Genomic DNA, 22,966 nt, shown 5'->3' on the forward strand with positions numbered 1-22,966 from the left:
TTCTTTTAAAAAATCCCTTTATTACTTTTTATCGTTATAGGCTTTTAAAAATTCTTTTACTTTTTCGCTATCGGCTTCAAGTTTTAACCCAGTGTCAACTAAAGGAGATACAGTTGATACAGCAGGTTTCTTATTGCCTTGGTAATAGCTAATGAACTCGTCTTGGTTGATGGAGTACAAAATCGCTTTACGTAAGTCAGCTGAATCTGAAACTGCGCGACCAGATGTATTCATTTGTAAGTAAGAAACAGCATTGCTATCGGCAGTATTTAAAGTTAATTTATCGTCAGATTTCACAATATCCAGTTTTGTTTCTGGAACTGTTTGAAGAACGTGAATTTCTCCATTACGTAATGCTGATAAAGCACTGTCAACATCAGAGATGAAACGAACATTGATTTTCGAAATTTTTGGTTCATACTCACTACCAACACGGTAGGCAGGATTTTTCACAAATTGTGCTTCATAATCATTTTTCTTTACTAAAATATAAGGACCACTTGCATAAAGTTGATTGTTGAAAGTTGCTGATCCTTCAGTGATTGTAGCTTGATCACCATAGGCAATATCTTTGTCAGGGTCATAGTTAGCTACATCATACGTATTAATACTTGTTACTTGTTTTTCAGATACAATACCACCAGATTGGTGTGCTAAATAGTTTAACACTTGCGGGAATGGTGTTGGTGTTGTAATTTTAACAACTTGGTATGAACCAGAAGCATTGTTAACAGACCCTTTGTCTTTTGCTAATTGCGCTACAGATGCAGGGAGGTTTTGTGATAATGCTTCCAGAACTGTTTGATCAGAGCCAGATACTTTTTTATTTTGTAATTCAGCTAAATCTGAAACAATCTCTACTGTTTCAATATTTTCATGGATACTATAAGTACGGTGATCTGGTACTGAATTAGCATCTTTAGCACGGTTTAATGAGAAGACCACATCTTCAGCAGATACTAGATCACCTGTATCAACAGCTGCGCCATCTTTCACTGCGGCGAAATGAATATCATCGCGTAAAATAAAGTAATAGTCTTGATTGCCTTCTGCCATTACATGGTTATAAGATAATGAACCATCTGAAACAACGTCATCCGTGTTTGTTAAATTAACAAGACGAACATACATATTTGTATTTAATGTGTTGATGGAACCATCATTTCCTTTAATCGGATCTAGCGAGGTAAGAGAATTAATTGTTTGGTGTAAAATTAATGGTTCAGTTGCATTTTTAGCAGAATCATTAAATTCGATTTTTTCCCATACTTGCGCACGAGATTTTGGTAAATGTACAGTTTTAGGATTTACTAACTCCGAGTAGATCCCTTGATACTTATTGGAAATATATAAAGGCGCAATATAAGCTTGATCGAATACTAGTAATTGCTCTAAATCTTTATATTTAGCCGCTGCTTCTTCACCAGTTAATGTACTCGCCTCATCGATTAGGGCATCTAATTTTGAATCTGCAACAACACTGTAATCTCCACCCGTTTTAAATAATCCACGAACAGCATAGTCCGGGTTTCCTGTTACTGTCGTCCAGCTTGAAAGGGCAAGATCGTAGTTGCCTGCTTCTTTTTGGGCCGAGAATGAACCGTAATCTGGTTGAATATTAAGCTTTACATCAAAGCCGTTTTTTACTAATTGGTCTCGAACAATATTCATATCTTCTTCAGAAGCTGCCATGCCTAATACTTCAATGGCTACTTTGCCATTGCTCTTGTCACTATCTTTTGAATCTTTACTTCCTTCTACGTCAGTTTTCGTCTGTACACAGCCAGCTAAAGCTAATACTGCGACGAATAATAATACAAGTAATTTCTTCATAGGTACCTCCAATTAATTTGTTTTTGGATCTAAAGCATCTCGTAAACCATCTCCTAAGAAGTTAAAGGAGAGGACAAGAAGCATAATACAAAGACCTGGGAAAATCGCAACATATGAATGAGTTTCCAGGTACGTACTACCAACCTTTAAAATATTGCCCCATTCGGGAATGTGTGGCTCAATACCAAGCCCTAAAAAACTTAAACTACTTGTTGAAATAACAGCTCCACCAATCGTAAGTGTTGCCTTAACAATCATGGGTGCTAATGAATTAGGAACAATGTGCTTGAAAATAATGGCCGCATCAGATGCCCCCAAAGCTCGGGCGGATTCCACAAATTCAAAATTTGCTAGCTGCATGACATTCGCCCGCATTGTACGTGCATAGGTTGGAATTGCCCCAACACTAAGTGCAATAATGAGATTGATCGTATTAGCACCAAATGCAGCAATAATAGCAATGGCTAACAGAATGCCCGGAATAGCATATAAAATATCTAGGCTTCGCATGATGACATTGTCAGTTGTTTTTCCGTAATAGCCGGAAAATGCCCCTAACGCGCCTCCGACTAACGCAGGAATAATCGTTGAGAAAAATCCGACGATTAATGAAATGCGTGCCCCAAATACAATACGGGAAAATAAATCTCGCCCGTAATTATCTGTGCCTAGAGGATATTCTAATGATGGTGTTTGCAGCAGGGCACCGTAGTTATTTTCTGTAGCAAAGTCATAGTCAAAAGTCCAAGTACTTGTGATGGACAATGAAAACATAAAAATAATGAAAAATAATCCGAATACAGCCATCGTATTTCGTAAAATCTTTTCCCATATTTTTTGCCACTTTTCAATAGAAGAAGGGTTTGCCTTTCGAGCCTTTTGAATAAGGCTATAACCTAGTAATGTAGCAAATAGATTACCAGTGAAAGTAGCCAATAGTAATAAAATACCAGGGATAAGCATCCATCTTGGAGCCGCTGTTGGTGTGACAAACTTAACGCATAAAATGGTCATCACGATATAAATAAGCGCAAGTATGGAGAAAACACTCATCGCCAGTAAAAAGGTATCTGTTACATAAGGCTTAAATAAATTTAATGCTGCAATACCAATGATGAATAATTGCGTAATAAAGGCATAGGCAGCAAACGTATATTCGGCAGTCTTTCTAGTGGACACAAGCATAAACGCAAATGATGTAGAAAAAATATTGCCAGAAAGAACGGTTAATAGTAGAGGATAGCCGAAAATACGAGTACCTCTTCGAATCTCCCCAAACTTTGCTAAATCTCTTTTTATTCGTAAATTTACAAAAGCCACATAGATCGCAGTAATGGCATAAATAACAAAGAATAGTAGAACAATTGGTCGCCAGCTATGGGTTGAAAAATTATAGCTATAGGCTAGAAACAATAAAGAAAACAGTAAGGAAAAGACAAAGGTAAAATGAGAATTGACATATTCCTGTGTAATCTTCAAAAGTAGTTTGACATGTAAGATGTTTTTCACAGGTGATCCTCCTTTAAGACTTCTTCATTTTCGAGCGAATGCGTGGATCAAAAAAGGCATACATGATATCAATCAATAAATTGACAATGGAGATCGTAATAGCGATATAAACAACGCCTCCAAGGATTGCGGGAATATCAGGAATAAATTGTTTATCAACAATATAGCTACCAATCCCACTAATATTGAATACCTTTTCTGTAACAGATGCGCCTCCCAACATACCTCCAAAAAGAAGTCCTATCACCGTAATAATCGGAATCATGGCATTACGAATGGCATGTTTTGAAATTACTTTAAATTCATTCAAACCTTTTGCTTTAGCTGTAATAATGTAATCCTCGTGGATCACCTCAAGCATACTCGACCTTGTCATCCTAGCTATGGATGCCGTAATGGATGTCCCCAAGACGATAACTGGCATGATAAGGGATAACCAATTTTGGGGGTTATAGGTCGCTGGAAACCATTGTAGCTTTAACGCGAACGTTAAAATAAAAATTAAACCTTGCCAAAAGCTTGGAATGGATAAACCAATTAAAGCAATAAACATAAATGTATAATCCAAATACGAATTAGGACGAACCGCTGAAATAATACCGACTGGAATGGCGATAGCAATAGCCATTAACAGTGATAATACGGCTATTTCAAGTGTGACAGGAAATTTATTTGTAATGCTGTGCGTAATATCTTCTTTACCTGCAAAGGATGTGCCTAAGTCAAAAGTAAATAGGCCAGATAGTGAATGCCATAATTGAGATAAATAAGGTTGATCCAAACCATGAATGCGATTAAAGTTGGCTATTTGCTCTGCTGTCGCCTCAACGCCAAGTAAGTTTCTGGCTGGATCGAAAGGTGATAGATACAAAATTGTAAACACTAATGTTGCCACACCAACAATCACAATGAAGCTTTGTAAAATTCTTTCAATGATAAATTGCAAAAACGGGTTCGCAAATAAAATTAGCACTACATAAAATAAAACAGCTGGTAGAAAGGTAAGAGCTACAAAATATTTGTTTTTCAGTTGCTGATTAAAAAATTGATCATAAGTTAATGGTTGTATACCTTCATTTTGTAAATCATGATCTACTTGCTGTTGAAGCCTTTTCTTGGCTAATTCATTAGCAGTTTGCTGTATTCGCGATGATGATACAGCTTCTTGAAAAAATGAAGCTTTTGCTATTTCTTGCTGTTCAAAAGATTGCTGCCATTGGGCAAATAAACCATTCTTCAAGTAATACTGACTACGCAATTCAAAAGCCTGGTCATAAGTATTTGAATGTTTCTTTTTCCGATAGATAAAGTATGTAAATGGATGAACCAAAATACTTAAAAGAAAAAGTAGTATATTATAAGGCTTTTGGTGCATTAGTTTTTGATAAACCATAGAAAAGAACGTAAATTCCTTTGGTTTTAAATAATTTTTTGAAGTAACCATGCATTTCCTCCAAGCGTTAATAAAATATTCAACACTATATTGTATAATTCCTATCAGTATTGTAAAGTATGGATTATACATGAAAGTAAGTCAATCACAAATTTTAAAAAGGATGATTCGAATGAGCGAAAAGCTTTTAGAAATCAATAATCTTCGTGTTTCCTTTCTTACCGGGGAGACAGAGTTTGAAGCTGTAAAAGATGTAAGCTTCCATCTAAATAAAGGTGAAACACTCGGAATTGTAGGTGAGTCTGGGAGTGGGAAAAGTGTAACAGCACGCTCCATTATGCGCTTATTACCATCTCCACCTTCATTTTTAAAATCTGGCACTATTAAGTTCAAAGGTCAGGAGTTAACGGAATTAGTAGAAAAACAAATGGAAACAATTCGTGGAAAAGATATTAGCATGATTTTCCAGGATCCTATGACATCTACAAACCCTACCATACGAATAGGAGATCAAGTGGCTGAAAGTTTAATCAAGCATCAATCCATGTCAAAGACGGAAGCCTATACGCAAACCATTGAATTATTAAAACTTGTTGGCATTCGGGATGCAGAAGAGCGTTATCGACAATATCCACATGAATTTTCAGGTGGTATGCGACAACGTGTAATGATAGCTATGGCACTTGCATGTAATCCGTCACTGCTGATTGCGGATGAGCCAACGACAGCATTGGATGTAACTATTCAAGCCCAAATTTTGAAATTGATGCGAGATATGCAAAAGAAAATGGGCACATCTATTATTTTAATTACACATGATTTAGGTGTCGTTGCTGGTATGTGTGATCGTCTCATTGTCATGAAAGAAGGAGAAATTGTTGAACAGGGTACGACGGAAGAGATTTTTGCAAATGCGCAGCATCCATACACCCAAAAATTATTGAATGCGCTACCAAAGCTACATGAAAAAAAGCAGCCAAAAGAAATTTCTACTATCCAACCAGGTATTGATCCAAATAAACCTTTGATCGAAGTCACACATCTGTCAAAGGAATTTTCATTAGGAAAAGGCCAAACATTAAGAGCTGTCAATGATTTATCATTCCATATACTCCCAGGGGAAACTTTAGGCTTAGTAGGCGAATCAGGATCAGGTAAATCTACCACTGGTCGAACAATTCTACAGCTTCATCAGCCTACTAATGGAGAAGTTTTATACCAAGGGATTCCTGTAACGAGACTAACGAAAAAGCAGTTAAAGGCGATGCGTCGCCATATGCAAATAATTTTCCAAGATCCCTATTCATCGTTAAATCCTCGTAAAAAAATCTTAGATATTATTGGGGAAGCACTTGATATTCATGGTCTAGTGAAATCACATAGTGAAAGACTAGGACGGGTAGAGGAACTGCTTGAGCTTGTTGGTTTGAAGAAAGAACACGCTATGCGTTATCCACATGAATTCTCAGGAGGTCAACGACAACGTATTGGGATTGCTAGAGCATTAGCGGTTGAGCCTAATTTTATAGTTTGTGATGAACCTTTGTCAGCCTTAGATGTATCCATTCAAAAACAGATTGTGGATTTACTAAAGGAATTACAACAAAAGCTTGGGTTGACGTATTTATTTATTGCACATGATTTATCGATGGTGAAGCATATTAGTGATCGGGTAGCAGTTATGTATGCGGGGAAAATTGTAGAATTAGCTGAAAGTGAGGAGCTATATGCTAATCCTCAGCATCCCTATACACGTGCATTATTACAGTCCATACCAATCCCCGATCCAGCGATTGAAAAGCAGAAATATAGTGATGCGGAAAATACAGACGACGTGAAAGTTCACTACGAGGTAGAAAATAGCCAGCTTGTAGAAGTTTTTCCAAATCATTGGGTTGCCGTTTCAACATGATGGCTGCCATATTATAGTACAATAGAGACATTTGGCAGGTTTCCGCTGAAAATGAACAACCTTTAATTAAACTATATTAGAGCCTAGATGGAATATCTACATTATTTATTTTGCATAAATAAAATGTAGTTGCATATAATGGAAGTCTTTTAATACATTCAAAGAATTATAGAAAAATATATATTTGTTACAAGGGGATTATGTAGTTACTGTACATAATCTTTTTGTTTAGAATAATTTTGAATCTATATAAAAAGGGCTAGGACATGTTATGATTAGTGTAAATAAATAGCTGAGGGAGATAAAAGTGAAACAATCAGATATTAAAACGCTAATAACTAGTGGAACAATTATTTTGGCTGTTGTTTTATATTTAATATTTAAATAAATATATGTATAAAAGTCTTCAGTTGTTACAATGACTGAAGGCTTTTCATTCGTTACAGGAGCAATCTTGCAATGGGAGAAGGAAACCATTTATGAAAAAATAATTAGTTAACTCCGGAGATTTTTAATTGTAGGGGATATAAATTAGAAAGTAGAGTGTAAATTTGAAGAAAATTATTTTTGTTTTATTCATTTCTATATGGGTTCTGAGTGCATGCACAGAAGAAACTAGTACGAATAGTATTAAGACTGGAGATATGGGAGATCTAATATCTTCAACGATAGAAAACGCAGAGAAACACGATGTAAGTAAGTTTGAAGAATATGAACTAGAAAGTGTAATTGACGGGGACACAATAAGGATAAAATATAACGGTAGCCCTGAAAAAGTTCGCTTTTTACTTGTGGATACCCCGGAAACTAATCATGAGACATTAGGAGAGCAACCGTACGGACCAGAAGCTAAAGAATTTACTAAGCAACTATTAGCTGGTCTGGATACAGTCTATTTAGAATTTGACGTTTCTTATCGTGATAAATATAAAAGACTACTTGCCTATATTTATACGAAAGAAGGTATAAGTGTTCAGGAGCAGTTATTGAAAAATGGATTAGCACGAGTGGCCTATATATATGATCCAAATACGAGGCATGTAGATTGGTTTAAATCCATTCAAAAAACTGCACAACAGTCGGCTATTGGGATATGGTCAGTTGAAGACTATGTAACAAATCGTGGATACGATAAAGATGTATATTATGCTGCTATAAAAAATGGAAATCAGTCTAACATAGTTGAGGATAAATCGAATACCAATAACAACAAGGGCAGTTGCGAAATCAAAGGAAATATTAACTCCAAGGGTAATAAAATTTATCATATGCCAGGGCAACGGGACTATGAGAATACAATAGCAGAAGAGATGTTCTGTACGGAAGAAGAAGCGAAAGCCGCTGGGTTTATTCCTGCTAAGCAATAAAATCAGGCATTACATACTTCTAGCGGCATGTTCAGTGTTTACGCTAAGAAGTATGAACGAGCACCAGGGAAAACGTAAGTGAAAAAAGGAAGATGGTTTCTATGTTGAGAGAAACCATCTCCCTTTTTTTGTGTTATTTGTCTATATAATACAATTTTATGACTTCGACTGCGGGAATGGGTTTATCAAAAGGAAAAAACGGCTATAAACTTCTTTGAAATTAATATCTCCTTCAAATTTATCAGCAGTTTCTAAGGGATCGAGAATTAATACCTCAATTTATAGTAAAGTCCTTGATACAAGCTTCTTAATTTCTTTAAGCTTAAAAATTATATTAACTTTATCGTTCAGTTAAAGAAGCTCAAGATACAGGCTTTAAGGTGGATGAAAGATAATGTTCCTACTAAAATATCTGAGTCAGGTCAACTCCTGAACTCAGATAATTTTTTGCTTAGGTCAAACAGGGGTGATTGTATCTAAAATAGCTAGGGTACCGCCGAAGAACTTGGCATGTCAGAAAAAAATTTAAACAAATGGAGTGGTAGATTGAGCTCTTGAAGAAGCGGTATATGTTCTAAATTTTAGGATGGGTCAACTCATGTTGATAGCAGTTGGTGCATACAAGCAACCATAATCTAGGGTATTGACATACTAAGTATTGGAATTATATATTTATTCCAGTTAAATTTTTTGAATATTCATTATATATTAACTTGTACCTACAACGTGTTGACGTGTAGTCGTGTTGTTTTGGGTAATATAAGTTTTGTTGCAAATGTTTAAGAAATACAGAGGCACAAGGATGAAACGAGGGGGAACTAACATGAAGAAAATACGGATAGGTGTGATTGGAGCTGGCTTAAGGGGGGGATTGGCACAATACTGGCATAAACCTAATGGGGAATCAGAAATAGTAGCACTAGCCGATATTTCTCAGGAACGTTTAGAAAAATTTCAGGAAAAATTTGATACACCCTTATTTTTAACAAAGGACTATAAAGAGTTATTAACAAGAGATGACATCGATGCCATTGCGGTTTTATCGCCAGATTATTTACATGAGGAGCATATTATTACTTGTTTACAAGCGGGTAAGCATGTGTATGCGGAAAAACCATTAGCTATTACGGTGGAAGGCTGCGATCGAATATTAGATGCTTGGGAAAAATCAGGAAAGCATCTGATGGTTGGCTTTAATATGCGTTATATGAGTATGTATCAAACGATGAAAGGCATAATTGATTCAGGGGCCATTGGAGAATTAAAGGCAATATGGGTGCGTCATTTTGTTGGATTCGGTGGTTATTTCTATTACCACGATTGGCATGGTAATTCAAAAAATACAACCTCCTTACTACTTCAAAAAGGCTCACACGATTTAGATGTCATTCATTGGATTTCAGGGAAATATACACAGAAGGTATCTGCATTTGGAAGCTTAGATTATTACGGTGGAAATCAACCTAATACGTTAACATGTCCAACCTGTGATCAGAAAAAAACTTGTCCAGAATATGTTGCCCATACATTTACGGAATGTGCGTTCCGTGAAGAAATTGATGTAGAGGATAATAATATGGTCATGATGGAGTTGGAAGGTGGCATAAAGGCTTCTTATTTACAATGTCACTTTACACCTGACTATTCGCGAAATTATACATTTATCGGTACGAAGGGGCGTCTCGAAAATGATGATATCAATAATAAAGTTTATTTAAAAACACGGAAATCAAATTCTTGGGAGGAATTGAGTGATGTTGTGTACGAAATGAAGCCTGAGGAAGGTAGCCATGGCGGAGCTGACCCGAAAATTGCCCAAGATTTTGTAGAACTCATCCTCTACGATAAAAAACCTTTGACAACGCCATTTGCAGGACGTATGAGTGTCGCAGTGGGCTGTGCAGCAACAGAATCTATTCGTAACGGAGGTAAGGTTATTGAGATTAAGCAGGAATCTACCATTCTGCAACATTGATAAATAGGGGGTGTAGTTATGACGCTTTTAGATAAAACAACTGTTGAGGAAAAATCATCTAAAACAAAACGTTTTTTCAAAAAGCAATCAAAGGTAAAGAAAAATCACCTGGTAGAGTGGAAAAAATCTATCAAAAAAAATTGGGAGCTTTATTTTTTACTAGCCCCTGTTATACTTTACTTTTTGATTTTCCATTATTACCCACTGTATGGGTTGCAAATTGCCTTTAAAGATTTTATTGCTACAAAGGGAATTATGGGGAGTCCGTGGGTAGGATTAAAGCATTTTGAACGTTTTTTTGATAGTTATTATTTTTGGCGTTTAATCAAAAATACAATTGGGATTGGCGTATTCACGTTACTTATATCTTTTCCAGTACCAATCATTATTGCATTGCTATTAAATGAAGTGAAGAGTCTTCACTTTAAGAAATTTGTACAAACAGTCATTTATGCCCCACATTTTTTATCAACAGTAGTCGTAGTTGGGATGCTATTACTATTCTTAAAATCGGATGGGATGATCAACCAAATCATTATGTTGTTTGGGGGTACACCCATTGATTTTATTTCAGAACCTGCCTGGTTTAAATCCATATATGTACTGTCTGATGTTTGGCAAACGATGGGATGGAGTTCCATCATATATATTGCTGCTTTGGCTGCCGTAGATCCGGCACAGCATGAGGCGGCAATGATAGATGGGGCATCAAAATTTCAAAGGATTATTCATATTAATATTCCTGCGATTATGCCGACAATTATCATTTTATTCATCTTAAATGTTGGTTCTGTCATGGCTATTGGATTTGAGAAAGTATTTTTAATGCAAAATAACTTAAATATGTCGGCATCAGATGTTATATCCACTTTTGTTTATCGTAGCGGAATTTTAGAAGCACAGTATAGCTTTTCAGCAGCAGTGGGCTTCTTCAACTCTATCATTAATTTTATCCTCCTTATTATGGTTAACAGAATAGCCAAAAAAGTGAGTGATACAAGTTTATGGTAAAGGAGAGATTGACATGAAAGAATCAAAGGGCGATCGTGCATTTACTATCTTTAATTATATTTTTTTAGCAATCGTAGCAGTTGTTGTTTTGTATCCACTTATTTTTGTTTTAAGTGCTTCTCTTAGTAATCCCGAGTACGTCATTTCAGGGGATTTATGGCTATGGCCAAAGGAATTTACAGTGGAGGCTTACGAAAAAGTATTCCAAAATCCAGATATTATTAATGGATTTATCAATACTTTGAAATACACATTCTTTGGAACATTACTAAATATCGTGATGACCATTTGTGCAGCTTATCCTCTTTCACGTAGAAACTTAAAAGGGAAGGGCTTTATTATGGCATTTATGGTATTCACCATGTTTTTCAGTGGGGGACTAATTCCTACATATCTATTAATCCGTGATTTGGGTATGATAAATACATTTTGGGTCATGATTATTCCGAATGCGGTAGCTGTATGGAACATCATCATTATGCGGACATTTTTCCAATCCATTCCTTATGAGTTAGAGGAATCGGCCATGATCGATGGTGCAGGGAACTTCCGTATTTTATGGAGTATCGTTCTACCACTATCATTACCTGTTATGGCAGTCATGGTTTTATTTTACGCTGTAGGGCATTGGAACTCTTATTTCCAGGCATTGATCTACTTGCAAGACCAAGATAAGTTTCCACTACAACTTATCCTGAGGCAAATATTAATTCAAGGACAAGCTGACGATATGATTCAAGCGACGTCAGAAAGCTTTTTAGCTCAAAAACTTAGCGTTGAAGGGTTAAAATACGCAGTTTTAATCGTTGCTAACCTACCAATGTTAATGCTTTATCCATTCTTACAAAGATATTTTGTAAAAGGTGTCATGATTGGTTCATTAAAAGGTTAAAGAATAGGAGCGATTTAAGTGGAAATGAAAAAAAAGCGTGTTTATGGTGTCGTAACAAGCCTAATGTTAGCTGCAAGTTTGCTAGGAGCATGTTCGGATGATAAAGCAACCGGTGGAGTGAAAAGTGATAATATTGATAATTTGAATGCGACCGATATGCCGATTACAAAGGAGAAAATTGAAGTAGATGGTTTTGCAGCAAAGTTTTTTGCATCTCAGGACTGGAATCAACTAATGTTGTGGGAAGAATACGAGAAAATGTCTAATATCCATATAAATTGGACAACTGTTCAGACGGAGGTATTAGCGGACAAAAAGAACTTGCTTTTAGCTTCAGGAAATTATCCAGAAATATTTTTTGCATCGGCATTTTCAAAAACAGATTTAATCAAATACGGTCAACAAGGTGTATTTTTACCGTTGAATGAATACATCGATCAATATGCACCCAATTTTAAAAAGCTATTAGAAGAATACCCATCTGTCGAGCAGGGTGTGACGATGGCAGATGGAAATATTTATGGCTTCCCAACAATTTATGATCCAAAATTTTCATCACTTCGCGTTGGAGCGCCGTGGATTAATCAGGAATGGCTTGATCATCTAGGCTTGCCATCACCAGAAACAACAGATGATTTGTACAAAGTACTAAAAGCATTTAAAGAAAATGATCCGAATGGTAATGGTTTACAAGATGAGCAAGGCTGGGGAACTGGTTATGGTGTGAATCAAATTATTAATTACTTAAGAGGATCATTTGGCTTGAACAAACAAGGAACGATGAATCTGAATTTAGATTTTAAAGAAGGTACTGAGGAATTCCGATTTGTGCCAACGACCGACGAATATAAACAATTACTTGAATATTTAAATAAGCTTTATAAAGAAGGTTTAATTAATAAGGATGTATTTACGACAGAGCCTCAAAAATTTGCGGCAGAAGCAGCTAAAGGAACGTTTGGCATTCTTAGTGAAGTAGATCCTAAAGAATTATTTAAACTAGATGGTTATACGGGTGCACAAGTGTTAGAAGGGCCAAATGGGGATCGACAATATACTGCGATGTCTAATGGTCTTGGGAATCTAGGGATGTTTGTAGTAACAGATAAAGCAAAAAATCCTGAAGCAATGGTTCGTTGGATTGACCATTTATATGGTGATGAGGGAGCTAAAATGTTCTTTATGGGCTTTGAAGGTGTCACTTACGAAGAAAATGAGGATGGAACAATTCAATATATCGACAATATTACTAATAATCCAGATGGCAAAAATTTAGACCAAGCAATAAGTGATTATTTAACATGGCCTGGTGGTTATTATCCTGGGATTGTAACGCAAAAGTATTTCCAAGGGGCAGAGGCTAAGGAAAACTCTCTTAACAATGCCAAGCAAGTCATGCCATATGCTTTGAAGGATGAAGATATTATTCCAGGCTTGAATTTCACAGTGGAAGAAAATGATCGAGTGTCCGCTGTTTTAACAGACATTCAAACCTATGTAAATGAAATGACAGCAAGCTTTATAACAGGAAAAGAAAGCTTCGATAAATGGAATGACTATAAGAATACAATTGAAAAAATGGGTTTGCAAGACTATATGGAAGTAGCACAAGGGGCATATGACCGTTCCAAATAAGGAGGTTCAATTTCTTCAAACTTAACAAGTAGAAGGTCACATAAGCTGAAAGATTACCATTCAACTAGGCTTATGTGACGCACGCTTGTTGAACCTTCTATTGATGGATGTAGCAGAGTGTAAATGCAAAAAATGTATAGATAGTAATATGTGAATCGTAGGGAGGTAATGGGCATGGAATTGGAAGGGTGGAAAGGTAAACTATACTGGTTTGTAGAATGGATCACATTATTAGCAGTATTACAGTTACTATGGACAGGTTTAACTTTACTTGGACTTTTGCTATTTGGAGTAGCCCCAGCGACTGTTGCCATGTTTACTACTTTACGGAAAAGATTACAAGGAGAAGATGACTTAAAACGATTAGTCAAAATCTATTGGAATACATATAAAGTTGAATTTATTCCATCAAATAAAATAGGTATGATCTTACTGAGTGTTGGCTACTTTGTAACGATTAATTTTCAAATAGTTTCATCGTTACATGGCTTACTAGGCTTACTATTACTCACAGTGTTTATTTCTATTAGTATACTGTTCGGTATGATTGTTGTGAATATATTTCAGCTATACGCCCATTATGATTTACCAATATTGCGCTACTTTGCTGCTTCCATCATATTTAGTATTGCGTATCCATTACAAATGATTAGCAATATTGTTGGGCTTATAATTCTTTATAAACTATATAGCTGTTTTCCAGGCTTAATACCGTTTTTCGGTGTTAGTTTAGCTGCCTTATTTTTAACGTGGATGTCATCCCATATATTTAAGAATGATAGAGAAGCAGACGAACATACTAATCTACCATATTACTCTGCTGGGAGAGGGATCACCTCATGAATAAAAAATGGATTATTAATGCGAATATCGTAATGGAAAATAAAATTATTACTAACGGATTTCTAGAAATGTCGGAAGGAAAAATTACAGTAATTGATCAAATGGCAAATTGCCCTTCATTCGCTTTAAGAGAGAATGTAATAGACTGTCAGCAAAAAGGCTATATCATCCCTGGAATGATCGATATCCATATACATGGTGCTGTAGGTCATGATTTTATGGATGCGAACCATATTTGTTATTCGAAAATAGCCAAATACTTAGCAAGTGAGGGCGTAACTGCTTTTTTGGCTACAACGATGACAGGTCCTATGTCTGAGATCGAATCTGCTGTTGAGGCACTTGCCTATTATTATAAAAACCAACCAACAGCAGTGCCTGAGATGTTAGGAATTCATTTAGAAGGTCCATTTATTAGTCAAGCTAAAAAAGGGGCTCAATCCGAAGCTTTTATTTTAAAACCAAATGTTCAACAATTTAATGATTTGTATGATAAGTCTCATCATTCAATTCGTCTTGTCACATTTGCACCGGAGGAAGATACCGATTTTGAATTACTACACGAATTAACTAATAAAGGGGTTATTGCATCTATTGGCCACTCTGACGCTGACTATGATACAGCGCAACATGCAATAAAAGCTGGTATTACCCATGTAACACACCTATTTAATGGCATGAGTGGACTACACCACCGTGATCCAGGTGTTGTGGGAGCAGTACTTCTAGCGGAAGATGTGTATGTGGAGATAATTCCAGATAATGTACATTTTCATAAAGATCTACTACCAATGGTTTACAAGATGACGGGCTTAAATCGTTTGCTCATCATAACAGATGGTATACGTGCAAAGGGGATGCCAGATGGTTTGTATCAATTAGGTGGTAATGAAGTAGAAGTCATGAATAATCAATGTATTCAACGCAAAACGGGATCCTTAGCAGGAAGTGTGTTAAATATGAATACCGCAAGGAAAAACATAGGAGAGTGGCTTACACTTTCACTTGTTGAGCAAATACGTATTGTTTCTTTAAATCAAGCAGAGCATTTAGGCATGGACAATCGGAAAGGGTCTATTGCACTAGGAAAGGACGCAGATATCGTTTGGTTGAACGAAGAAGGAGAAGTAGAAAAAACTTTTTGCTTAGGGAATTTTGCCTTTGAAAAGGATTGATATATCAATAGGCATCCTATTATATAGATGGTATATTGATTACAAAACCTAGAGAAGGAAGGAAAAAAGATGCATTTATTAGATCAATCTAGTGTAATCCCATTATATCATCAATTAAAACAAATTTTATTTGGGAAAATTCAATCAGGTGAATGGAAACCAGGAGATAAAATTGACTCGGAAAATCAATTGATGGAGATGTTCCATGTTAGTCGAAATACAGTAAAAAAAGCAATCGAGGAATTAGTAAAGGAAGATAAATTATATCGTATTCAAGGAAAAGGAACCTTTGTTTCCAAGCCAAGACTTGAACAATCTCTTGGAGGGTTTTATAGCTTTAGTCGCATGATTCAAGAAAAAGGATTTAATCAAAAAGATGAAGTACTAGAAATACAAAAGGTGTATCCCTCAACTAAAGTTAGATCGAATTTAGCATTAGAGGAAAATGAACAAGTTGTAGAAATGAAGCGTTTACGATTTGCCGATAATGAGCCGATTATTTTGGAATCATCTTTTTTACCTTTACGCCTTATTAAGGATATTGAAATTTTACGAGAAGTAACGTCTTCATCTTTATACAGTTTATTAGCCGAACGTTTTAACATTATTGTTGTAAGGGCGAGAGAAGCCTTCGAACCGGTCCTAATTAATAAAGACGAAGCACCTTTATTGAAAACAGATGCTGGAAAACCAGCTTTATTGCTAGAAAGGACTGCGTTTGATACCTCAGGAAAACCAGTGGAATTCTGTATTTCAATTGTAAGAGGAGATCGTTGCCGTTTTTATACGGAATTAAATTAAAATCTAATCGTTTGCTGCATTTATTTTTGTTTTAAATTATACCAACAACCCATTGAGGGAGGAATTCTATTATGCCATTAGTGACAACTAAAGATATGTTAGAAGACGCTTATAAAAATAATTATGCAATCGGTGCTTTTGGAGCACATAATTTAGAAGTGATTAAAGCTGTAATTGCTGGGGCAGAAAAAGTGGGGGCACCTGTAATTTTGCAAACAACTTCAAGCACGTATAAATATGTAGAGATGCCTTATCTAATTGCACTGGCAAAAACAGCAGCGGAACAGGCAAAAGTACCGGTGGCATTACATTTGGATCATGGCGAATCTTATCATACTGTTATGGAATGTTTACGAGCAGGCTACACCTCTGTAATGATTGATGGATCTTCCTTACCTTATGAGGAAAATATTTTATTAGTAAAAAAAGTAGTTGAAGCTGCAAGTGCGGTAAATGTGCCTGTTGAAGCAGAGCTTGGGACAATTGGTGGTGTCGAGGATAGTGTAAGCGTAAAGGAAGAGAATGCATTCTTTACTGACCCAAAGCAAGCGGAGCATTTTGTGAAAGTAACAGGAATTCATTCATTCGCCCCTGCTTTCGGTACAGCACACGGTAAGTATCAGCAAAAGCCAAAATTGCTATTTGAGCTTTTACAAGAAATCCATAGCTCTACTAATATTCCATTAGTCATGCATGGAGCCTCTGGGGTGCCAGAAGAGGATGTACGTGAATCTTTGAAGTATGGAATTGCAAAAGTGAATTTTTCTACCGAGCTTAAAGACTTATTTGCTGAAGAATTAAGAGCATATTTTAATGATCATCCAACAGAAAATGATCCAAGAAAGTATTTCCTTCCTGCACGTGAATCTTTAATTAAATTAGTAGAGCAAAAGATTGTGATGTTACAAAAATGATTACTACATTAACCTTAAACGCAGCCATTGACCAAGTATATGAGCTGGACTCTTTAATGATTGGTCAAACAAATCGTGTATTGCAGAAATCACAACAAGGTGGTGGGAAAGGGGTTAACGTAGCTCGTGTAATTGCATCACTTGGTGGCGAAGTGAATATTGGCGGTTTCGTTGGTGGATTAAATGGAAGTAAAATAGTCGAGCTTTTACAGGAAGAAAATCTCCAAACAGAGTTCATACAAATAGAGGAAGAAAATCGCATTTGTTTAACGATTATTAATCAGCAAACGAAGGAAATGAGCGAGCTGTTAGAGGTAGGGCCAACCATTCATGAGCAAGAATGGATAAACATGTTAAATTGGATTGAAACTAAAGCAGAACATGCTACCTATTTTGTATTGTCAGGGAGCCTTCCTCAAGGTATACAAAAAACGGCATATGCAACGATTATCCATTTATTAAAGGAAAAAGGTATTAGAGTCGCACTTGATACAAGTGGCGAGGCTTTGAGAAAAGGTATTACAGCAATACCTTTCATTATTAAGCCAAATGAGGATGAAATTACTCAATTAATCGGTAGACCTGCTTTAACTCATGAAGACTTAGTTCAGGTGGGTATAAAATTTCAAAAATTAGGCATTGAGCATGTATGCTTTTCATTGGGCGAGCAAGGCGCTCTATTTGTTCATCCGTCAGGGATTTACAAAGTAAATGCACCACGGATAAATGTGGTCAATACAGTAGGAAGTGGTGATGCCTTTTTAGGAGGTCTTATTTATAAGCTCTCACATGGTGCAGACCATACAGAGGCATATAAATGGGCTGTTGCATGTGGCTCAGCGAATGCAGCACATAAAGAGATTGCAAAAGTCCAAAGAGATACAGTGGAAAAACTCTTAGAGGAGATACAAATAACTAAAATAAAAGAGAAGTAGGGATTTGTTTATGTACACTTACAATGAGATTATGGCACAGGGACAAAAGTTAGAAAGAACAAAAGATATTGTGCAATTAATGACTTTTAATGAAGATGCTGTAGATGTAGTGCTTTTCACAGGATGTGGAACATCCTATTATTTAGCGATTGCAGCAGCGCGTTATTATCAAACTGTTACTGGAGCGTTTGCCATTGCTGTACCCGCATCTGAGTTATTTTTACACACAGACACATTTATTTTAACGCATAAAAAGTATCTGATTATTGGAATTTCCCGGTCGGGGACAACTTCGGAAATTATTATGTCCTTAGAGCATTTGAATGGTGCGAAAAATATACGTACTATGGCAGTAACATGTAATAGTGACACACCTATGGCAAGATTAACAAATGAATTGATTGCCTTAAATGATATATCAGAAAAAAGTGTGGTCATGACACAATCATTTTCTAATATGCTATACGCCTTGCAATTATATGCTGCGAAAATTAGTGGACGCACGGATATACTGGAACAGTTAGAGAAAATCCCCGCTCTTGTTCAATCAGCATTAGGCAATGGACAACAATTAACGCAGGTGACGGAAGATGCTTCAAAAAAGCGCTTTATCTTTTTAGGGTCAGGTGCTTATAATGGGTTGGCTAAAGAAGCAACATTAAAGCTAAAAGAAATGACTCAAACGGAATGTGAAAGTTACTCAAATCTGGAATTCCGACATGGACCAATTTCTATTGTTGATAAAGAAACGGTTGTTATTATATTTACACAAAATGAAACGAAGGAATATGATCAGGCATTAGTGAAGGATATTCAAAAGCTTGGAGGCTTCGTTGTTATTATTGGTATAGCTTCAGAGGAGTTAGAAGCAGATTTAATTTTTAAGCTATCAGCAGAAGTAGATGATTTAAATCGCCTTGTTGAAGCGGTCCCTTACTTTCAACTTTTAGCTTATCAACATGCAATATTTAAAGGGCGTAACCCCGATAAACCACGTAATTTAACACAAGTCGTTAAACTTTCATAATAAAAACCTATTCAATAAGTAATAGATATTATTCCACTTATTACTTTCTGATAATTTTGAATTTAAATAAATTCTGTGGGGAGAACTGGTGATGTAAGGATGAGTCATATTTTAGTAGCAGATGTTGGTGGAACAAAATTAGCCACGGCTTTATTCAACCAACATCAGCATATTTTAATTAAAAGAGAGGTACCAAGTGATATTTCCACAAAAGAAGCTTTATTCCATTGTTTAATTGATAGCTTTGAAATACTCTGTATGGAGAAGAAGCTCTCTTTTAATGAAGTTTCTAAGGTATGTATTGGTGTACCTGGTATTGTTGATGTTCAAAAGGGTCTAGCCGTCTACCAAAATAATATACCGTGGAGTAACTTTCCTATTTGTGAACGATTAACTGAATTTTTTCCCCATGCACAGATTATGATGGATAACGATGTGCATATGGCTACTTGGGGAGAGTATAATGCTAGAGGATTTCGGAAGGAAACGATGGTATATATAACATTAAGTACAGGGATATCCTGTTGTACCATTGTTAATGGTGATTTTTTACGAGGAACAGGATTAGCTGGTGAAATAGGTTTTAATATTGTCGGTCAAGCTGGTGAAACTTTAGAAGAAAGTGTCGCAGGGCCAGCTATAGAAAAGCTGGGAAGAACATTACTGGGAAATTCAAATATCCGATTAAAAGATATGATGGAGCTCTATTACAAGGGTGACCCTATTATGGTGAAAGTATTGCAGCAAATCATTTATTGCATGGAAAAACAGTTACATCAAATGATTTTAATGCTTGATCCACACTGCATAGTATTAGGCGGAGGCTTTTTTAATCATCAGCCGAAAATCATTGAACTGATTAAAGACGGAATTCAGCAGCGCCTGTTGAATACTCCTTTTGAAGGGAAAGAGCAAATTATAGAGAGTAGTATTCATAAAGGTGAGACGGGACTGTATGGTGCAGCATTGAAGTAATCAAAAACAGTGGCGTGATGAGGAAAATGGAAAATTACAGCGATAAAAATTTCATACAAAGACCCAACTTCTATATATAGCTTATATTGAGAAATTGGGTTTTTTTCGTCAACATTTTGATTGACGTAAGGTAGCGGAGGATGGCGAACTGTTAGGAAGATAAATGTGGTTGTTCCCAATGGGGAAACACTAATCGCCTTCTAAAATGGGATCAAAATAGCTAAAAAACCAATGTTGAACTGTAAAAGGGAAACAGACTTGTTATCTGAATCCCTTTCAATAAAGCTTTTACTCTACCGAATACGCTGCTCTGATTCTAAGTCAAAGAAATGAGCGCGTGACATATCAAATAGTAGGTTTGCTACCTGACCCTGAGTTATTCGAGTATCAGAGTTTACACGTGCAATATAGGGCTGGCCATTTAACTGTGCATGTAACATCAGCTCAGCCCCTGTTAATTCGGATACATCGATATCTGCTTCAATAGCTGAGAAGAAGGGGTCTGAATTGACAGAAGAATTTTCATAAATATGTTCAGGACGAATGCCCAAGATCAGCTCTTTTTGTAAATAACCTTTTTCTACTAATAATTTGGATTTTTCTGCAGGAATGGTTAGTGAAATAGGTCCTATTTGAATCCCTTCTTCATGGAAAATCCCTTTAAAAAAGTTCATCGATGGTGAGCCTATAAAACCACCAACGAATTTATTTTCAGGTAAACCGTATACTTCTTCAGGAGTACCGACTTGTTGAACAATACCATCTTTCATGACGACAAGACGTGTTGCCATTGTCATGGCTTCAGTTTGGTCATGTGTTACGTAGATTGTCGTTGTTTTTAATCGTCGATGGAGCTTAGTAATTTCTGCACGCATTTGCACCCGTAGTTTTGCATCTAAATTGGACAATGGTTCGTCCATTAAGAAAATATTCGCATCTCGGACGATTGCTCGACCAAGGGCAACTCGTTGTCTCTGACCACCTGATAAAGCTTTAGGCTTACGATCTAAATACTTTTCTAAATCAAGTATGGCTGCAGCATTGTGGACACGTTCTTGGATTTGTTGTTTTGAAAACTTACGGAGCTTTAAGCCAAATGCCATGTTGTCATAAACTGTCATATGTGGATAGAGAGCATAGTTTTGAAAAACCATCGCAATATCACGTTCCTTAGATGGCACATCATTCATTTTCTTGTTATCAATTAAAAAATCACCTTCCGAAATTTCCTCTAACCCAGCGATCATACGTAATGTTGTTGATTTTCCACAACCTGAAGGACCAACAAGTACTATAAACTCTTGATCCTGAACAGTTAAATTAAAATCAGATACAGCTGTTACACCGCCATCATATATTTTATAAATATGATTAAGTACTATTTTCTCCATGTTTAATCCCCTTTGTTCTTTTATTCAGTGTAAATAAAGTAATGAAGAAAACCTATGTTTAATGTGCATAATTTTCAGTTAATTATTTTTGTGCATGTTGTAAAAATGACCAAAGATAACTAGCAAAGTAAACAAGAATAACACCATCTAAATTTTTGATATGAATATTGGTGATTTCTTGGAACTTGGATAATCGATAGGTAAGCGTATTACGATGCATATGTAATTTTTTTGATGTCAAAGAAATATTGAAACCACATTCACAAAAGGTTTTAACCGTTTCCAATAATTCCTTGTCAGATTTTAAAGGTATAATAATTTGCTCCTCGATAAATGTAAGAATAGAAGTGGGCAATTGTTCTGTTAGTAAAATAGGGAATATCGTTTGAAATGAATAATAAGGTTCAGCAAATCTTAAATGTAAGCATTCCTTGAACCATTGTGCTTCCCTTTGGAATTTAACCGAAAAATCTTGATTGATTGTATAAAATTCTCCCAAATATAAATGGATGCGAACATAAAAATCGGCTTCTATCGTACGGATAAGGGCAATGAAATCTTCCTTCTCACGTATTGAATGTTTTTCAGGTTCAATAAGTAAAAATTGATTTTTAGCAACTTGAAGGAATACCGTATCCTCCTGAAAAAAATTATAAAGCGCTTCTTTTAAAGCTTCTAAAGGAGGGTTTTCGTTAATAAACGTTATTTGAATAACCCGTGCTTTGTTAAATTTTAATTTGGGCGGCATGTCACCATTCGAATAAATAAATTCATACCATAAATCTGATGCCTGAACTGGCGAAGAGGTAACTTCAGTATAAAAAACCGTCAACCATTCGTAGTCCCGCTGTGAAACCTCATGCTTGGAAATAGAAAACCATTCCTTTGTTTCGTGATGATAAAAAATATGAGAATCATAGGATAGTTGAGTTGGCTTTGAACGAAAATAACGATAGGAAGGAAACAATGCTTTGAGATTTAAGTTCATGAAAGACTCCTTTTCTTTCGATATATAGTAAAAGATGTAACTGAAAGGTTGTGCGGGAAAAAGCTACATAAAAGATGATGATCAAAAATATGCTTTAAAATTTTCTATCATTACTAGTAATAATAAATGTTGAGGTTAAAAAAGTTAAGAAATATAAGTAAATTCACTGATATGAAGATAATAATTCGTGGAGGCCCATATGAGTGAAAAGAAAGTTTATATTCATTCGTGTCACATGGTGAAAAACGAGGAAAAATAGTTAACATTATTGAGTTGATTGTTTCTTCATGAATCCCAATAATGTTTGAACGATGTAAAAATTGTCTAACATTTCAATGTTGTAGACAAACTCTAATAATTTTTAGTTGTGTTTTACTATAGGAGTAGATG

Annotated in this window: 18 protein-coding genes; 13 read left to right on the plus strand and 5 right to left on the minus strand. The window is 35.8% G+C overall.

Going from position 1 to position 22,966, the window contains the following annotated elements:
* Positions 1–21 precede the first annotated feature (21 nt).
* The 3 genes from AC1Q6O_RS02220 to AC1Q6O_RS02230 are packed head-to-tail and all read right to left on the minus strand — an operon-like array spanning position 22 to position 4,786.
* A complete protein-coding gene (locus tag AC1Q6O_RS02220) occupies positions 22–1,833 on the minus strand; it encodes an ABC transporter substrate-binding protein (protein ID WP_096363630.1) in 1,812 nt (603 codons plus the stop codon).
* Positions 1,834–1,845: 12 nt separating this feature from the next.
* Entirely contained in the window at positions 1,846–3,342 is a 1,497-nt protein-coding gene (locus AC1Q6O_RS02225; RefSeq protein ID WP_492400896.1) for an ABC transporter permease, read from the minus strand.
* 13 nt (positions 3,343–3,355) lie between these two features.
* On the minus strand, positions 3,356–4,786 hold the full coding sequence (locus AC1Q6O_RS02230) for an ABC transporter permease (RefSeq protein WP_171365804.1): 1,431 nt from the start codon (positions 4,784–4,786) through the stop codon (positions 3,356–3,358).
* Positions 4,787–4,898: 112 nt separating this feature from the next.
* Between AC1Q6O_RS02230 and AC1Q6O_RS02235 the strand changes: the two genes are divergently transcribed.
* The 13 genes from AC1Q6O_RS02235 to AC1Q6O_RS02295 all read left to right on the plus strand — a co-directional run bounded on the left by AC1Q6O_RS02235 (position 4,899) and on the right by AC1Q6O_RS02295 (position 20,197).
* Positions 4,899–6,647, plus strand: a complete 1,749-nt coding sequence (locus AC1Q6O_RS02235; RefSeq protein ID WP_272898254.1) for an ABC transporter ATP-binding protein — start codon at positions 4,899–4,901, stop codon at positions 6,645–6,647.
* 551 nt (positions 6,648–7,198) lie between these two features.
* A complete protein-coding gene (locus AC1Q6O_RS02240; RefSeq protein ID WP_492400897.1) occupies positions 7,199–8,014 on the plus strand; it encodes a thermonuclease family protein in 816 nt (271 codons plus the stop codon).
* 823 nt (positions 8,015–8,837) lie between these two features.
* Complete coding sequence (locus tag AC1Q6O_RS02245; protein WP_043989712.1) at positions 8,838–9,989, plus strand: Gfo/Idh/MocA family protein; 1,152 nt, start codon at positions 8,838–8,840, stop codon at positions 9,987–9,989.
* Between the two features lie 18 nt (positions 9,990–10,007).
* A complete protein-coding gene (locus tag AC1Q6O_RS02250) occupies positions 10,008–11,000 on the plus strand; it encodes an ABC transporter permease (protein WP_492400898.1) in 993 nt (330 codons plus the stop codon).
* 13 nt (positions 11,001–11,013) lie between these two features.
* Positions 11,014–11,892: a carbohydrate ABC transporter permease gene (locus AC1Q6O_RS02255; protein ID WP_036226084.1), complete on the plus strand. Its 879-nt coding sequence runs from the start codon at positions 11,014–11,016 to the stop codon at positions 11,890–11,892.
* A gap of 24 nt (positions 11,893–11,916) precedes the next feature.
* Entirely contained in the window at positions 11,917–13,527 is a 1,611-nt protein-coding gene (locus AC1Q6O_RS02260; protein WP_089987233.1) for an extracellular solute-binding protein, read from the plus strand.
* Positions 13,528–13,701: 174 nt separating this feature from the next.
* On the plus strand, positions 13,702–14,370 hold the full coding sequence (locus AC1Q6O_RS02265) for a YesL family protein (protein WP_237068732.1): 669 nt from the start codon (positions 13,702–13,704) through the stop codon (positions 14,368–14,370).
* Positions 14,367–15,545 carry an N-acetylglucosamine-6-phosphate deacetylase gene (gene nagA / locus AC1Q6O_RS02270; RefSeq protein WP_008174231.1) on the plus strand — a complete coding sequence of 393 codons (1,179 nt, stop codon included), beginning with the start codon at positions 14,367–14,369 and terminating at the stop codon, positions 15,543–15,545. Before AC1Q6O_RS02265 ends, nagA begins: the two co-directional genes overlap by 4 nt.
* Positions 15,546–15,614: 69 nt before the next feature.
* Positions 15,615–16,346, plus strand: coding sequence for a GntR family transcriptional regulator (locus AC1Q6O_RS02275; protein WP_008174229.1), 732 nt, complete (start codon positions 15,615–15,617; stop codon positions 16,344–16,346).
* Positions 16,347–16,417: 71 nt separating this feature from the next.
* The gene (locus AC1Q6O_RS02280; protein ID WP_008174227.1) at positions 16,418–17,260 is read left to right on the plus strand and encodes a class II fructose-bisphosphate aldolase; all 843 of its coding nucleotides are present in this window, start codon (positions 16,418–16,420) and stop codon (positions 17,258–17,260) included.
* Complete coding sequence (pfkB, locus tag AC1Q6O_RS02285; RefSeq protein WP_089987223.1) at positions 17,257–18,195, plus strand: 1-phosphofructokinase; 939 nt, start codon at positions 17,257–17,259, stop codon at positions 18,193–18,195. Before AC1Q6O_RS02280 ends, pfkB begins: the two co-directional genes overlap by 4 nt.
* A gap of 10 nt (positions 18,196–18,205) precedes the next feature.
* Positions 18,206–19,222 carry an SIS domain-containing protein gene (locus AC1Q6O_RS02290; protein WP_239354212.1) on the plus strand — a complete coding sequence of 339 codons (1,017 nt, stop codon included), beginning with the start codon at positions 18,206–18,208 and terminating at the stop codon, positions 19,220–19,222.
* A 99-nt stretch (positions 19,223–19,321) separates the two neighbouring features.
* Positions 19,322–20,197 carry an ROK family protein gene (locus AC1Q6O_RS02295; protein ID WP_090003295.1) on the plus strand — a complete coding sequence of 292 codons (876 nt, stop codon included), beginning with the start codon at positions 19,322–19,324 and terminating at the stop codon, positions 20,195–20,197.
* A 293-nt stretch (positions 20,198–20,490) separates the two neighbouring features.
* Here AC1Q6O_RS02295 and AC1Q6O_RS02300 read toward each other — a convergent pair whose 3' ends face one another.
* Together AC1Q6O_RS02300 and AC1Q6O_RS02305 are read right to left on the minus strand one after the other, a co-directional pair.
* Positions 20,491–21,588, minus strand: coding sequence for an ABC transporter ATP-binding protein (locus tag AC1Q6O_RS02300; RefSeq protein ID WP_342550799.1), 1,098 nt, complete (start codon positions 21,586–21,588; stop codon positions 20,491–20,493).
* A gap of 82 nt (positions 21,589–21,670) precedes the next feature.
* On the minus strand, positions 21,671–22,576 hold the full coding sequence (locus AC1Q6O_RS02305; RefSeq protein ID WP_008174212.1) for a PucR family transcriptional regulator: 906 nt from the start codon (positions 22,574–22,576) through the stop codon (positions 21,671–21,673).
* Between the last annotated feature and the right edge of the window lie 390 nt (positions 22,577–22,966).

The organism is Lysinibacillus sp. GW823-FHT06C08, from assembly GCF_058795135.1.

Bases quoted from the DNA above. Each gene is read 5' to 3' on its own strand.
- AC1Q6O_RS02230 (WP_171365804.1), bottom strand. From the start codon at position 4,786: ATGGTTACTTCAAAAAATTATTTAAAACCAAAGGAATTTACGTTCTTT.
- AC1Q6O_RS02245 (WP_043989712.1), top strand. From the start codon at position 8,838: ATGAAGAAAATACGGATAGGTGTGATTGGAGCTGGCTTAAGGGGGGGA.
- AC1Q6O_RS02305 (WP_008174212.1), bottom strand. From the start codon at position 22,576: ATGAACTTAAATCTCAAAGCATTGTTTCCTTCCTATCGTTATTTTCGT.
- pfkB (WP_089987223.1), top strand. From the start codon at position 17,257: ATGATTACTACATTAACCTTAAACGCAGCCATTGACCAAGTATATGAG.
- nagA (WP_008174231.1), top strand. From the start codon at position 14,367: ATGAATAAAAAATGGATTATTAATGCGAATATCGTAATGGAAAATAAA.
- AC1Q6O_RS02290 (WP_239354212.1), top strand. From the start codon at position 18,206: ATGTACACTTACAATGAGATTATGGCACAGGGACAAAAGTTAGAAAGA.
- AC1Q6O_RS02295 (WP_090003295.1), top strand. From the start codon at position 19,322: ATGAGTCATATTTTAGTAGCAGATGTTGGTGGAACAAAATTAGCCACG.
- AC1Q6O_RS02255 (WP_036226084.1), top strand. From the start codon at position 11,014: ATGAAAGAATCAAAGGGCGATCGTGCATTTACTATCTTTAATTATATT.
- AC1Q6O_RS02260 (WP_089987233.1), top strand. From the start codon at position 11,917: ATGAAAAAAAAGCGTGTTTATGGTGTCGTAACAAGCCTAATGTTAGCT.
- AC1Q6O_RS02220 (WP_096363630.1), bottom strand. From the start codon at position 1,833: ATGAAGAAATTACTTGTATTATTATTCGTCGCAGTATTAGCTTTAGCT.
- AC1Q6O_RS02235 (WP_272898254.1), top strand. From the start codon at position 4,899: ATGATTCGAATGAGCGAAAAGCTTTTAGAAATCAATAATCTTCGTGTT.
- AC1Q6O_RS02265 (WP_237068732.1), top strand. From the start codon at position 13,702: ATGGAATTGGAAGGGTGGAAAGGTAAACTATACTGGTTTGTAGAATGG.
- AC1Q6O_RS02280 (WP_008174227.1), top strand. From the start codon at position 16,418: ATGCCATTAGTGACAACTAAAGATATGTTAGAAGACGCTTATAAAAAT.
- AC1Q6O_RS02250 (WP_492400898.1), top strand. From the start codon at position 10,008: ATGACGCTTTTAGATAAAACAACTGTTGAGGAAAAATCATCTAAAACA.
- AC1Q6O_RS02300 (WP_342550799.1), bottom strand. From the start codon at position 21,588: ATGGAGAAAATAGTACTTAATCATATTTATAAAATATATGATGGCGGT.
- AC1Q6O_RS02275 (WP_008174229.1), top strand. From the start codon at position 15,615: ATGCATTTATTAGATCAATCTAGTGTAATCCCATTATATCATCAATTA.